Raw genomic sequence first — 14638 nt, 5'->3', positions numbered from 1 at the left:
ATATTATTCTTTTCATCCTTCAGGAGAGAATATGTTCGTCAACCATGATGAATATTGATGTTTTAAAATCACTTAAAAGCAAAATATTAATTAACTAATGAAGCCGAAGAAAGTTCCCGGAATTCCATCGCAGGTAAGAGGTGGTTTTCAAGACACAGAAAGTATAAAAAGATTTAGCAGTTCTGAAGAAGTAGATTTTAAATTTGATATTCTTAAAGACCGTTTTTTTGAAATCAATAACTGGAATAATTATAGCCAAGGATGTATTTCAAAATTTGAATTATGTGACAATACAGGAGAATCTGTACGCAGATCACCCAAGATTGGTGATTATATCAAGATCTTGCTTACTAAAATAAATAATCCTGAAATTGAAGATTACCATTGGGTCCAGATTGATATGATTGATAAGAGCAATCCGAATCGCATAATGTTGCAGTGCAGACCGTCTAAATTACCGGGTAATGAGTTTGCGGGAAAAACAATTCATTTTCATTCTGCAGCATCTACATCTACTTTTGTGATTTCTAAAGGAAATGATTACATCAAAATGGCAATTTATGAAAGAAATCAGCAGCCCAACAAAAATACAAGCTTTGCCAATAGCATTAAGAATATAGTAAGCTCTGTAATCGGGACATCCAAAATCCAATGGAAATCTCTTGCAGACGGACTCATTAATATAAATTAATACCACATCTTCAAGGTTTTTGATTAAAAAGCATACAATTTGTATATCTCTTTTAAAGATAATCAGCGTAATCTTTTTATGCTGATTTTTTATTTAAAAAAATATCTATGAATACTGAAATTTTAGGATTAATTGCAGGTGGACTTACATCTATTGCTTCAATGCCACAGCTTATCAAAGTAATCAAAACTAAAAACGTTGAAGATCTTTCTTGGCTTATGCTTTTGATCCTGGTCACCGGACTTTCACTTTGGGTATGGTACGGAATACAACAGGATGAGTTACCAATTATCCTTTCAAATTCCTTTGCCGTTATTGTGAATCTTGCGTTGTTGGTTTGTTACTTTATTTATAAAGATAAATGAAAATTATGATAATGATTAAATTATGACTTCGATCATAACGTAAGAAGAATAAACTTCTTAGTTTTGGTTATATAGATAAGTATCAATCCAGATTAGTCATATCTATGTTTTTAACTCAAGTTTAGGACTGTCATCTCGGATGTCAGTCTTTTTTATTCATAAACTTAGATACCACAAACCTTATTATTGGCAACACTTTTGTTTTAACTGAAACAAAATATTACTTATGAAAAATGCAATAAAAGTGGCTTTAGGAATTGTTGCCGGAGGAAGTCTGGTTTATTTGGCCAAAAAGATTAAGCAAAGAAAAGAAACAGAAAATCTTTTTACAGCACCAGACGGAAACACTTACAAAGAAAATCAAAGCTACAGAACTGCCGATGGTGAAGTTTTCAAGAATGGAAAAAAAGTTCATATTCAGGTTCCGACAAATTCAGGAAATCATCAAAATAGAGTAGATCCGGGTTTTAATAATCAACATTTAAATGAAAAAGCAAACCTGCCAAAACCGGAAGTTGCCTATCATCAAAGAGGTGACAGACACAGATAAAAATTAGCAATCATTTGCATTGTAATTGGCTTTTTCCAATTCGTCTTCCATTTTATCAATCTCAGCTTTGGTCGGTTTCAATTTTTTTAAACTGACCTTAAGCTGTTTTTTCCCATCCGGAGAAATCCACAATCCCTGAAGATCATCGTTATCCCTTTTTAGTAACATAATTCCGGTATTGTAATGCTCTACAAAAGTATATTGCTGTGCTTTTTCAGAAAAAGTAGTATCCAGAAGAATCCAGTTTCCGGCTTTATTGTCGGTGTATTTGTAAACTCCTGAAGCAACTATCTTTGGGCAGCCTGTTTCTTCTATTTTCAAATAAAAAGAAATATTTATTTTTCCGTCAATGGTTCCCAGATATTTTTCCTGTGCAATAATTTGTTGCGCATTGATCGATAGTGACAAAAACAACATAAACAGCGTTGTAGTTATTTTCATTTTGTAGTTTTAATTTAATGCTGAAAATTAATGAATTTTATTTATTCTTTGTTAATCATTAATTGCGATATTTTATCATCATTAATTTTTTTCGACTGGCTTGTTTTTTGAAGCTTTCTGTTTAAAATCTCACTATGCTTCTATCAGCTTTTTTAAGTTTCAGTTGGAAAGAGTTATTTCTCGGAACTGAAGACTGGGCTTTTCTTCTGGAAATTGTTCTAAGAACAATCATTATGTTCCTCACCATTATCATCGGACTTCGTGCTTTGGGAAAAAGGGGAGTGAAGCAGCTTTCGATTTTTGAGCTGGTTGTAATTATAGGTTTAGGATCTGCAGCAGGAGACCCGATGTTTTATAAAGAAGTCGGGATTGTTTCTTCCATAATCGTTTTTATTGTCATCATTATTTTATATTCTACCATTACCAAGCTCATCGGAAGATTTAAAAAAATTGAAAACCTATTGGAAGGAAAAGCAATGTGCCTTATCGAAAATGGTATTTTTGCTATTGATAACTTTAAAAAAGAAAATCTCGGAAGCGACGAATTTTTTGCAGAATTAAGGTTAAAAAGTGTTTCACATTTGGGGCAGATAGAATTTGCCATTGAAGAAGTTTCCGGTGATATCAGTGTGTTCTTTTTTGAAGATGAAAAAGTAAAATATGGTCTTCCGATTATGTTGCATTCTTTGGATAATCCGATTAGAAATATTGAAAAGCCAGGTCATTATTCATGTACTTTTTGCGGATATACAGAAGAAAAAACTTCTGGAAATGCAGGAAGTTGTAAGAATTGCGGAAAGCATAATTGGGTGGAAGCAAGTAACAGACTGAGAATTACCTAAAAAAATCCCCGGCTTTTCAGTCGGGGAAAAATTTGAAGTATATAATTTTTAATGGTTTCAGAAGTTCAGCCTAAACTGCTGCTTTATGAAACGATGGCTTAAAAAAAGCCGTGGTCTCTTTACCAAACAGGCATGAAAAAATATTTTGAAATTCATGTATGTATTTACACTTGATCGTGTTTCCGTAAATTTTCAGACCTTCTACAATCTTTTTAGAATTTAGATCAATATCATATTTGATAAATGATTCCGGTCTTTCATAACGTATTTGGTGATCCGAAGCATAAGTTCTCATGAAACCGAATTTTTCCAGCCAATCTCCTGTAATCTGAATAGGATTGATTTTTTCTGCCGGTAAAGAAATTGTCTGACTGTCATTCTCGATTTTCACAAAATAATCGTTGTTTTTTTGGAAAATCTCCGTAATCGTAAAAATCTCGTTTCTGTACTCGACAAGATTTTTAATTTTTAGATCTGTAACTTTCATTTTATTTTGATGTGGTGTTAATAATGTTTGCTAAAGACTATGGTTACAAATACTATGCCTCACATCATTGATGTGGTATGTAAATGCTTTTAATTTAGAATAATTCTGTAATTAATTCAAAACAGACCGTTTTTTTAATTATTTTAATCTTTAACAGCTTTTTTATAAACCTCGAGTGCTCTGTTTCTTGCAAAACTATGCTCTACGACAGATGTAATGTCAGCATAATTCTTCGGCAACCATTTTTTGATATATTTCCCATCATTATCAAATTTTTTAGTCTGCTCACTCGGATTGAAAATTCTGAAATACGGAGCTGCATCGCAACCGCAACCTGCAGCCCATTGCCAGTTTCCGTTGTTGGATGAAAGTTCATAATCTAAAAGTTTTTCTGCAAAATAAGCTTCGCCCCATCTCCAGTCAATCAGAAGATGTTTGGTAAGAAAACTTGCGGTAATCATTCGAACGCGATTATGCATAAATCCGGTTTCGTTAAGCTGTCGCATTCCTGCATCAACGATAGGATAACCGGTTTTTCCTTCGCACCACAGCTTAAATTCATCCTCATTGTTTCGCCAATTGATTTTTTCATATTTTTCTTTAAAACAATGCTTCACTACTTTAGGAAAATGATAAAGAATCTGCATGAAAAATTCTCTCCAGATCAACTCGTTCAACCAAATTTCATTGTGCTCTGAAGCATATTTTACACATTTTCGGATTGAAATCGTTCCAAAACGTAAAGCAATTCCCAATCTTGTTGTTTGATCCAAAGCCGGAAAATCTCTGTTTTTCTCGTAAGATTCTATTATTTTTTTATCAAAAACCGGCTCTTCGAAAACCATATCTGTTTTTTCGAAACCAATTTCTTTGAGGGTGTGAATTTTTTTAGATTTAAATGAATGAAAATTCTGAAAATTTGTTTGGATTGAATGAATTTCAGTCTGATGAAATTTCTCTTTCCATTTTTTTGAATAAGGAGTATAAACAGTGTATGGCGAACCATCGTTTTTTACAATTTCATCTTTTTCGAAAATGACCTGATCTTTATAATCTTCAAAATGGATGTCATTCTTTTTGAGAAAATCCGCAATTTCTTGGTCTCTTTTAATAGCTTGAGGTTCGTAATCACGATTACAGAAAACGGTTTCTACATCAAATTCTTTTATTATTTCTTTAAAAATTTCAATCGGTTTTCCGTAATAGGTTTTGATTCCGGAATTGTGATTTTTTAATTCTTCATGAATTTCTGTCAAAACCTGATGGATATAATCAACTCTTCGATCGGATTTATTTTCAAGCTGATCTAAAATTTCTGTATCAAATATAAAAACCGGAATTACTTTTTGTTCTGATTGTAAAGCCTCATTCAGTCCCGTATTGTCATTCAATCTCAAGTCTCTGCGAAACCAGAATATATTAATTTTGCTCATGTTTTTTAAATTTATGAAAAAAGAAAAGATTCCAGAGGATCATTTCGTAACCGTAAACCGTATCTTCGATAGGAATGGTTAAAATCCGGAAGCCAATAAAATCTTTCGGGTTATAATTCACAATCGGAGATTCGAGTCCTGTTCCTGTAAGAATTCCGTTAACGGCTAAAAAGCCGGGCATGAGAACAAGGTAAATAAATGATGCTTTGCCGATCCATTTTACTTTTAGAACAAAATAGAGAACAATTAAACTGATTGCCGTTGTCAAAAAAGTAACAAATGAGTAAATTTTATCTTTAAAAATTAAGGCTAAAACAAAACAGGCAATTACTGAAATGATGACAAAAACTTTTTCAATAGATGGTTTCCAATCAAGGTTAAAAAATTTATCCAAACAGAAATACGTGAAAACGCAGGAAAAAGGAATGCAGATGAAAAACAGCAATTCTTCGATCGGAAGACCAATGTAACGGACTCCGATCAAATATTTATCATTAAACCACCAAACTCCATTGGCGGTAAACCAAATATCCCAGGCAATAAAAAATACAGCGACAATAACCGATGCCAATAAAAATGCTTTGAAATGTTTGTTGAATTTAATTTTCGGATGAAAAGAAAATATAAAACAGATGATGATCGTAAAAAAATTAATTGCCAAATAAGTGTATTGCCACATCTATGCTTTATTTTTATTAAAGTACATTCTGAAGTATTTCACAGGAACCCAAAGAAAACCAAAACATTCGCCATGTTCTTTCCCGGTATGTTTATGATGCTGTTTGTGACCTCTCCGGATTGCCAGCAAATATGGGTTTTTTGTATCTCTCAAAATCTTGAAACGCTGATGAATAAAGATGTCGTGCACAAAGAAATAAGCCATTCCGTACAAGGTAATTCCTATTGCGATGTAGAAGTATGCATTAAAATTATTAATGGTTCCGTAATACATCAAAGCAATCGTCGGAATTGCAAAAATGGCGAAAAAATAATCGTTCCGCTCCATTTTTCCGTCATTGCTGTGGTCGTGGTGATCGCGGTGGAGCGTCCACAAAAAGCCGTGCATAACATATTTATGAATAAGCCATGTCATTCCTTCCATCACGAAAAATGTAACTAAGACAATTAAAAAATTCATGTTACTTTTTATTAAAAGTTTTTTCTAAAATTTGAAAACGATAATCAAAAATGTCTTCCAGCTTTTTTTTCACCATCAATTTGTGGGCAATTTCTCCCAGAAATCCAAAAGGAAGTTCATAATTCACATTATCCACCATTAAAACCCCATTTTCATTCGAGACAAAGAAATGACGATGATGCCACATTTTGAAAGGACCTTTGTTTTGAAAATCGGTAAACATTTTTTTTGATTCAACTTCAGTAATGACGGTTTGCCATTTCAGTTTTACACCAAAAAGCGGAGAAACATAGTAATCGATGACCATTCCTTCATAAATTTCGTCTTCATTAAGCTTTGTTAAGACGGTGAAATTCATGTCTTTAGGTGTTATTTCTGAAAGATTATTAGCCGATGAGAAAAATTTCCAGGCAGTTTCTATATCGCAGTTGAGCTGCTGTTGACGCTGAAGTTGGTGTATCATTTTTTAAGTTTAAATTTAAAGGAATGACATTTTATATTGTACATAACTGCTCATCATAAGAGAAAATTTCTTGCCATTTGATATTCTTATCCTCTGATTTATGATTTTATTTGCAGAAGTTTTCTTTATTTTTCTGAAAAGCGAAATATAATAACGGTAAGCAAGATAAACTCCGAATCTTGATGAATTGGGAAGTTTCCTGATTCCTTCCAAAGCTTCTTGAAACTCATCATGAATTTCCTGCTCGATCTGAGCTTTTACCACATTATCAAAATAAGAAATATCTACATTCGGGAAATATGTTCTCCCTAAAATCTGATAATCATCTTTCATATCCCGCAGGAAATTAACTTTCTGAAAAGCAGATCCAAGTTTCATCGCAGATGGTTTCAGGTGGGCATAAATCTCTTTATTTCCGTCAACAAAAATCTGAAGGCACATTAATCCTACAACTTCTGCAGAGCCAAGAATGTATTCTTTGTAAAGATCAGAATCATAATCGATCTTCTGCAAATCCATTTCCATGCTGTTGAGGAATTGATGGATTAATTTTACATCAATCTCATATTTATGAATAGTCTCCTGAAAAGCTTGTAGAATAGGATTTAAAGAAATCCTCTCTTCCAATGCCTGAGTGGTTTGTTCCCGAAATCTTGACAATAATATTGTACGGTCGAAACCATGAAAGCTGTCTACAATTTCATCAGCCAGTCTTACATAACCGTAGATGGCGTAAATCGCATTTCTGATCTTCGGAGAAAGTGCCAAAATTCCCAAAGAAAAACTCGTGCTGTATTGTTTTGTGGTCTGCTTACTGATCTTATAGGAAAGTTCGTCGAAAAGTTTTTTCATATTTTGGATTATTTGGTGGCTTCGTTTGCAGCTATTTTTCCTGAAATAATTGAAGGCGGAACTCCCGGTCCCGGAACCGTGAGCTGTCCTGTGTAAAAAAGATTTTTCACTTTCTTATTTCTCAATGAAGGTTTTAAAACTGCAGTCTGGTTTAGTGTATTTGCCAAACCGTATGCATTTCCTTCATACGCATTATAATCTTTTTTAAAATCATTAATGCAATAGCTTTTTTTATACTCTATTTTTGATAAAAGATCTGATGACTTGGTGTGTTTTTCAAGTCTTTGTATCATTTCAAGGAAATATTTTTCCCGTATTTCTTCATTATCTTCAATTCCGGTTGCAACGGGCATTAAAAGAAATATGTTTTCGCAGTTTTCAGGAGCTACATTTTCATCGGTTTTAGATGGGCAACAAGCATAAAATAAAGGTTTTGTCGGCCATTTTTTATCTTCGTAGATCTCTGAGGTATGCAAATCAAGATCATTTTCAAAAAACAATGTGTGATGTTTCAGATTCGGGATTTTTTCTTTAAATCCTAAATAATAAATCAGACAGGAAGGTGCAAAAGTTTTCTTTTCCCAATATTCTTCACTGTAATTTTTGTATTCTTTCTGAATTAAATTTTCGGTATGATGATAATCTGAGGACGCAATTATCGTGTCGAATTCAATTTCTGTTCCGTTAACAACAATTGAACTTGCTTTACCTTTTATAATTTTAATTTCATCAACATTTGAATTCAGATGAAATTGTACACCTTGTTCCTTGGCAATTTCAGACATTGCTTCGATAACTTTATAAAAACCGCCGTTTGGATACCAGGTTCCTAATTTGTAGCCTCCATAGTTCATCAGGCTGTACAAAGCAGGAATGTCTTTCGGAGCGGCACCGAGAAAAATTACCGGAAATTCCATCAGCATAATCAGTTTCGGATCTGAAAAATATTTTCTTACAAATCGATGAAAATTTGATAGAAGATCGAGTTTTAAAGCACTTTTGGCAATCTTTGGAGAAACGAATTCAAACCACGAATGACAAGGTTTTGTAACAAAATCTTTCATGCCTACTTCATATTTGTACTGTGCATCATGCATGAATTCGTCTAATTTTTTTGCGGCCCCCTTTTCAACGCTTTCAAATAAATTTCTCATTTCTGAATAATCTTGAGGGAGCGCCATATTTCCGTCAGAAAAAACCATTTCAAACTGAGGATTCAGGGGAATCAGTTCATAATAATCTGACGTTTTTTTATTAAAATCTTTAAAAAAATCTTCGATAATATCCGGCATCCAATACCAGCTTGGACCCATGTCGAAAACATAACCATTATTAGTTTTAAATTGTCTGGCTCTGCCTCCTAAGGTGCTGTTTTTTTCGAAAACGTGAACTTCATGACCATTTTTCGAAGTATAAGCTGCAGCAGATAATCCTGAAAATCCTGAACCGATAATTGCTATTTTTTTAATCATAATTAATTATTATTCGAAAAGTTCTCGTTAAAAACGGTTTCAACTAATTTTAGACTGTCAATATTTCTGCCAAAAATGGGATTGTGAAAATGATCGAGTTTATTCAGAAGCTCAATCAGATCATATTTTTCTTCTTCTGTAAGATTTCCACAGACAATTTTGGTTGCCATTCTGATGTTTTCCATTTGCTTTTCTAGCGCATCATTACCTTTCTCTGTAATGCTGATAACCTTGGTTCTTTTATCTTTTTTCGAATCTGTTTGTTTCACCCAGTCGTTTTTTATCAAGCGATTAATGATGAGAATTCCGACAGGTTTATCCTGGATATTTTTTTTAATAAGTTCGGTTTTCGTCATTTCACCGAAAGCTTTCAGATTGATGAGATAGATAAACTCTTCCTGAGTAGAGAAATCTGAACCGGCGATGGCAGATTTAGAATATGTTTTTGCGTACCTGCTCATGTGAACGAGTAGGGTACTGATAACGCTTTCAGGACTTCTTCCATTTTGTTTACCTTCCCAAATAATATTTTTTGGTGAAGGTTTCTTATTTTGCTGATGCTGTATCCAATTTTTAAATCCTTCAATATCAGATGAATATCGGGAATTATTGTTCTCAGAATCGAATTGTTCCAGCAATTGAATCACATCTTTTGCTAAATTATAATTCATATGAAATGATTTATTAGTAAACAAATATACTTAATTTATTTTTATTAAGTATATTTATATACTAATTATTTAGACTAAAAAATAAGACTTTGAAAAATCAAAGCCTTACTTTCCTAATTCAATTACTATGTACGATTTACTCCATATATCTAGTTTTTAATTACTTTTTTAATTATTAGCTGCCCGTCTTCTGAATTTATTTTTATAAAATAAACTCCTTTTGGAAATGATGAAAGATTAATTTGCTGACTGTTGAATTTTGCATTTAAAAGCTGCCCCACAGTATTGGTAATTTCCAGTGATTTTATTGTAGAATTGCCTTTAACATTGATCATTCCGTTGGTTGGATTCGGATAAATACTGAAATCATTTTTCTTCACATCATCTACCGATAGTGAGTTTAGCGAAAATCTTTTCACTTTAATTCCGTTTTGAGAATAGGTGAGAACTAAACTGTTTGTTGCTGCATCATACTGCAGATCATTATAGGTTGCAACGTCATCAGAAACAAAATCTCCACCTACCGTTACCCATGTATTTGTTGTGGAATTGTACTCGTACACCGTATTTTTTCCACTGTTTATTGCCCATCCGCTTGCTACGGTGTAAAGTTTTCCTGATGGAGTAATGGCGATCGAAACATTATACAAATTGTCTGAGATACCAAAATCAGCATTACCAACCTGAATCCAGTTTGCTCCATCAAACTTTTTAACATTTAATCTTCTGTTGTTTGAAGATGGTGAAGAGTAAACTACGTATAGCGTGTTATCAGAACCTATTGCGATGTCTGTTGTAGCATTTGCTCCTTCTGTAAATGATGATCCTACGTTTGCTCCTCCAACCAAAGTCCATGCATCTGTTGCAGAAGCAGTCTGGCTGTTTTCATATACTTTTATTCCGGATGAGTTATGGAGAACATATACTTTACCATTTGTACCCGTCACCATTTCAGCATAATAAGGAACTCCACCTGCAATATTTGCAGTACCAACTTGCTCCCAAGCTCCGTTTACAAACCTTTTTACAGTTCCTGAACCATAAGATCCGTAAGTAAACAAAATATTAGAAGATGAAACGGCTGAAGCTTGATAATTTGTTGTAGCAGACGAAGCACTCGGTAGAGAAGACCACGTCGAGCCCTCAAATTTTCGAACTTCTAAACCAGATCCCTGATTGGTGTAGTATAAGATATTTCCGGCAGGATTTATCGACAATGAACTGTATGTTGCTGCACCGGTTGTAATTCCTGCATTTCCTCCAACGTACGACCAGCTTGTTCCGTTAAACTTCTGTACTGATGCTTTTGTTACAGATAAATCATAATAAGAAACATAATAATTACCTTGTGTGTCAATAACCAAATTATTGAAGCTTCCTGTTCCTGCAGAAATATTTGCAGAAGAACCAACATTTTCCCATTGCTGAGCATTTGCAGAAATTACATTCGCAAAGACACCTAAAGCTATTAGAGCTTTTCCGAAATTAAGAGTAGAAATTTTAACCATAAAAAAATATTTGTTGAAGAAATTAATCTAACGATTTATCAGTTTTTGACATCCGTTTTCAGTCAACAAATATATTATGTGGTATTTTATTTGAGAAGTGATTTTGTGAAATGTTTATCAAATAACATACTCATTAGATACTTTTTTAAAATACGTATTAATTATTGTATTAAATGTAATTTTTAAAAGATGGGTTTTAGATCTGGTCAATCCAATGGTAGATGTCAACATTTTGGGGAATGTCGAGTTTTTTTCTGATCCGGTATTTCTTATTCTGAACAGTTCTGGTTTCAATAAAGCTGATTTTAGCAATTTCTTTTGTTGTTAATTTTAATTTAAGAAGTGCGCAAAATTCGATCTCAGATTGTTGCAGTTCTGAATTTTTTTCTAAAAGACGAGCCGAAAAATCAGGATAAACTTTCTCGAATGCAAACATAAAAGCCGGATCTCTTTTTTCAAGAAGTTCTATCAGATCATGATAAGTTTCGCTTAGATTGATTTCGGGTCTGGTTTCATTTTCACTTTCGATGAGAGATTTTTTACTTTTTCTCTTCGTTATAAAAAATGCGATTCCGATCGATGCAAAAACCGGAATAATCCAATACCAAAATGCATTTTGGGCTTTTTCCTGTTCTTTTTTATCTTTATTGATAACCTCCTGTAAAGAATTATATTTGCTTTTCAGGGCTTTCAATTCGTGTTGTTCGATCTTATTTTTATAGAAATCTGAGCTGTCTTTGATGTTGAGAATGTCATAAATTTCTTTCAGCGAATGGTAAATCTGATTGGCATTGAGTTCCATGCCAGTTTTTTTGCTGATGTAGAGAGCTTTGTGAAAGTTTTTTAATGAACTCTTATAGTTTTTCTTCTCCTTATAAACTTTTCCTATGACCGAATAATTGTCGACCATTGCTTTCTCGTCAATTACCTCTTTGGGTTTTATTAAAATAGATTTTTTTGCATAATGATAAGCCGAATCAGCGTTAAACTGGCTGTAAATATTGGCAAGATTGGCGTAGTTCAGATACTGAAAATTGTCTCTTTCAAATTTATTTTTCAGCTGTTTTCCACTTTGGATCTGTTCATAAATTTTTTTTGCGGCTTCTTTTGGCTGATTTTTATCTAAATAAATATTGGCAAAACTGCTCAGAACATTCGCTTTTGCATAGAAAATCTTCTCGCTTTCAGGATCACCTTTTTGTAAGATCTTGTATGCTGAATTCAGATTTAAAATTGCCTTGTCAGGAAATTTATTGATGGAATAGATCTCGGCAATATAAATATGCGACATGGCTTCAAAATAAATGTCATTGAATTTGTTAGCTTTTTTCTGAAGGTTTTCACTGGTAATAATCAGGCTGTCCATCATATTTTTACTGTAAAAATAGCGGCATTTTCTGTCAAGAAGTTTCATTTCAGAAATCGAATCTTTCAGAATAACAGACTGATTCATGAGTCCGTTCAGTTCCTGGTAAGCCTTATCAATATTTGTTTTGTATAGTTTAGAATTGTTGGTAATCTTAGCTTTCAGTTCTTTGGCGGTCAGTTTTTGCTGAGAGGGTGCTAAAAAACTAAAAAATAGACTGAGTAAAAAGAGTATTTTTCTAAACTCAAACATTATAAAGCAATAGTTGTTTATGAAATTGAAAACGTAAATTTAATGAAAATAGAATTAAAATACTACCAAATTGTTATGATTTTTAATGATAAATTTATAAAAATTCAATATTTTTCGTAAATATTTGATTTTAAAAATTGTACAGCATTAGATTTGTTTAAATTGTTATCTCTTGCATAGTCTGCCGTAAATATTTATTTTTGTAAAGAATTTTTAGAAGAAATTCGCAGGTTTTCAGATCATTATCACTTTCATAGAAATATGAGGGTAAAATTTTTATTTAAATAATGATTAATAAGCCTTTACACAGTTTTCATATTCCCGTTATGGGATTATCTTACACGATCGACAGCCCGATTCGTGTTGCACAATACGGAATTTCCTCCGTTGTTTCAATTATTGACGATGAAATTGTAGAAAAAATGAAAAATTTCTACAGCAAAAAATTCAATCTCAACTATTTCGGGATTTCTACTAAAACCGAAGATTACAGAGCCAAAAGAATCACCGATTATCTCGATATGATGGATGATATCGTCACCGAAAAATTTGAATCTTTCAAAGAAGAAATTTCTAAGAATACGGAAGTGCTCAAGAATTTTATGGCAATGCTTCCCAATACTTCCGAGTTAAAGAACGGTTTACAGAATATTTTGAATCAGGGCGATTCTTTAGCATCAAATATTAAAAATTTTGTAGAAAAAAATCTCATTCCGGGAAATATTGATGTCAATATCATGACCAAAGTTGATAAAGACAATTACAAAAAAAACGTGCAGCTTCCTGTAATTTATAATGATGCACATGCTTCGCTACGCGGTTTTGCTAAAAGTAAAATTTCTTCGGCAATGATACTTTCTGCAGGAATGAACCCTCGTTTGTACAGCTATATTGAAGAATTTGATGACTTTTTTCCAGATAGAAATAACTTTATTAAAAAGAAAATTATTCTTAAGGTCAGCGATTTCCGTTCTGCAATGATCCAGGGAAATTTTTTAGCAAAAAAAGGACTTTGGGTTTCCGAATACAGAATTGAATCTGGTTTGAATTGTGGCGGTCATGCTTTTGCAACGGAAGGTTTATTGCTTGGTCCGATCATGGAAGAATTTAAACAAAAGAAAAATGAACTGATTTCCTCCGCACATTCTTTGATGATTAAAGCTCTTCAACAAAAAGAAAAGTATATTCCTGCTGAACCTTTAGAAATGAAAATAACGGTTCAGGGTGGAGTAGGAACTTCCGAGGAGCATGATTTTCTTTTAGAGAATTATCTGGTTGACAGTGTTGGTTGGGGATCGCCTTTTCTTTTGGTTCCTGAAGCAACTTCTGTAGACCGTGAAACCAGAAATCTTTTAGCAAAATCAAAGCAAGATGATTATTTTCTGAGCAATATCTCACCTTTGGGCGTTCCATTCAATACAGTAAGAGGAACTTCAAACGAAATTTTAAAATATCAAAAAGAAGCGAAAAACAAATTTGGAAGTTCGTGTCCTAAAAAATTATTGGCATTAAGCAAAGAATATTCTCCACAGGGAATTTGTACGGCATCAAAAAAATACCAGGAAATAAAATTAAATGAGCTTGAATCGGTGAGAAACGAATTAACCGAAGATCAGTTTCAATCTAAAAAAAATGAAATCACCGATAAAGCATGTCTTTGTGTTGGTCTGGTAAATTCTGCTTATCTGGAAAACAACATTGATATAAAAGGTGAAAAACAGGGTGTTGTGATTTGTCCGGGACCAAATTTGGCTTATTTTGATAAAGAAGTTTCGCTTTCGGAAATGGTGGGTCATATTTATGGAAATACAAACGTTCTTTCGGATGTTGAGCGGCCGAATATGTTTATTAATGAATTAAAAATGTACGTTGATCATTTAAAAAAAGAAATTTTAGGTTTTTCAGGCGAACTTACGAATGTGCAAGTTAAAAAATGGAATACATTTAAATCTAATCTTCTTGACGGCATAGAATATTATGAACAGCTTTTCGAGAAAACTTCTTTTTTCTCAACTCAAAAATTAAAAATACAGAAACAATTAAATGATTTTAAATTCAATTTGAATGAAATCATAATTCGTTAAATTCAAAAATAATATCTTAAGCA

Annotated in this window: 16 protein-coding genes; 5 read left to right on the top strand and 11 right to left on the bottom strand. The window is 32.9% G+C overall.

Annotation, left to right across the window (positions count from 1 at the left end):
• The first annotated feature begins 97 nt into the window (after positions 1-97).
• The 3 genes from BA768_RS17165 (at position 98) to BA768_RS17155 (ending at position 1606) form a co-directional block, all read left to right on the top strand.
• On the top strand, positions 98-691 hold the full coding sequence (locus BA768_RS17165) for a hypothetical protein (protein WP_065721756.1): 594 nt from the start codon (positions 98-100) through the stop codon (positions 689-691).
• Between the two features lie 107 nt (positions 692-798).
• Positions 799-1056 carry a SemiSWEET transporter gene (locus BA768_RS17160; RefSeq protein ID WP_065721755.1) on the top strand — a complete coding sequence of 86 codons (258 nt, stop codon included), beginning with the start codon at positions 799-801 and terminating at the stop codon, positions 1054-1056.
• 226 nt (positions 1057-1282) lie between these two features.
• Positions 1283-1606: a hypothetical protein gene (locus tag BA768_RS17155; protein WP_065721754.1), complete on the top strand. Its 324-nt coding sequence runs from the start codon at positions 1283-1285 to the stop codon at positions 1604-1606.
• A gap of 3 nt (positions 1607-1609) precedes the next feature.
• Here the strand turns inward: BA768_RS17155 and BA768_RS17150 are convergent, their stop codons facing one another.
• Complete coding sequence (locus BA768_RS17150) at positions 1610-2047, bottom strand: hypothetical protein (RefSeq protein ID WP_065721753.1); 438 nt, start codon at positions 2045-2047, stop codon at positions 1610-1612.
• Between the two features lie 134 nt (positions 2048-2181).
• Between BA768_RS17150 and BA768_RS17145 the strand changes: the two genes are divergently transcribed.
• Positions 2182-2889: a DUF421 domain-containing protein gene (locus BA768_RS17145; protein ID WP_065721752.1), complete on the top strand. Its 708-nt coding sequence runs from the start codon at positions 2182-2184 to the stop codon at positions 2887-2889.
• A gap of 70 nt (positions 2890-2959) precedes the next feature.
• Here BA768_RS17145 and BA768_RS17140 read toward each other — a convergent pair whose 3' ends face one another.
• The 10 genes from BA768_RS17140 to BA768_RS17095 form a co-directional block, all read right to left on the bottom strand.
• Positions 2960-3376, bottom strand: coding sequence for a hypothetical protein (locus tag BA768_RS17140; protein WP_051882764.1), 417 nt, complete (start codon positions 3374-3376; stop codon positions 2960-2962).
• A gap of 143 nt (positions 3377-3519) precedes the next feature.
• Positions 3520-4809, bottom strand: coding sequence for a cryptochrome/photolyase family protein (locus BA768_RS17135; RefSeq protein WP_065721751.1), 1290 nt, complete (start codon positions 4807-4809; stop codon positions 3520-3522).
• Entirely contained in the window at positions 4796-5488 is a 693-nt protein-coding gene (locus BA768_RS17130) for a lycopene cyclase domain-containing protein (protein ID WP_065721750.1), read from the bottom strand. The genes BA768_RS17135 and BA768_RS17130 overlap by 14 nt, the downstream gene beginning before the upstream one ends.
• Positions 5489-5947: a sterol desaturase family protein gene (locus BA768_RS17125; RefSeq protein ID WP_065721749.1), complete on the bottom strand. Its 459-nt coding sequence runs from the start codon at positions 5945-5947 to the stop codon at positions 5489-5491. It lies immediately after the preceding gene.
• Between the two features lies 1 nt (position 5948).
• Positions 5949-6410 (bottom strand): SRPBCC family protein, encoded by a 462-nt coding sequence (locus BA768_RS17120; protein ID WP_065721748.1) that lies wholly within the window; start codon positions 6408-6410, stop codon positions 5949-5951.
• A 15-nt stretch (positions 6411-6425) separates the two neighbouring features.
• Complete coding sequence (locus BA768_RS17115; protein WP_034676099.1) at positions 6426-7262, bottom strand: phytoene/squalene synthase family protein; 837 nt, start codon at positions 7260-7262, stop codon at positions 6426-6428.
• Positions 7263-7270: 8 nt separating this feature from the next.
• Positions 7271-8734, bottom strand: coding sequence for a phytoene desaturase family protein (locus BA768_RS17110; protein WP_185114204.1), 1464 nt, complete (start codon positions 8732-8734; stop codon positions 7271-7273).
• A 2-nt stretch (positions 8735-8736) separates the two neighbouring features.
• Positions 8737-9405: a MarR family winged helix-turn-helix transcriptional regulator gene (locus tag BA768_RS17105; protein ID WP_034676102.1), complete on the bottom strand. Its 669-nt coding sequence runs from the start codon at positions 9403-9405 to the stop codon at positions 8737-8739.
• Between the two features lie 149 nt (positions 9406-9554).
• Positions 9555-10913, bottom strand: a complete 1359-nt coding sequence (locus BA768_RS17100; protein WP_065721747.1) for a T9SS type A sorting domain-containing protein — start codon at positions 10911-10913, stop codon at positions 9555-9557.
• A 196-nt stretch (positions 10914-11109) separates the two neighbouring features.
• Positions 11110-12531: a helix-turn-helix transcriptional regulator gene (locus BA768_RS17095; protein ID WP_065721746.1), complete on the bottom strand. Its 1422-nt coding sequence runs from the start codon at positions 12529-12531 to the stop codon at positions 11110-11112.
• A 287-nt stretch (positions 12532-12818) separates the two neighbouring features.
• Between BA768_RS17095 and BA768_RS17090 the strand changes: the two genes are divergently transcribed.
• Positions 12819-14615 (top strand): hypothetical protein, encoded by a 1797-nt coding sequence (locus tag BA768_RS17090; RefSeq protein WP_065721745.1) that lies wholly within the window; start codon positions 12819-12821, stop codon positions 14613-14615.
• Positions 14616-14638 lie beyond the last annotated feature (23 nt).

The organism is Chryseobacterium sp. CBo1 (assembly GCF_001693475.1).
Taxonomy (GTDB): Bacteria; Bacteroidota; Bacteroidia; order Flavobacteriales; family Weeksellaceae; genus Chryseobacterium; species Chryseobacterium formosense.
This window is presented reverse-complemented; position numbering and strand designations above follow the sequence as displayed.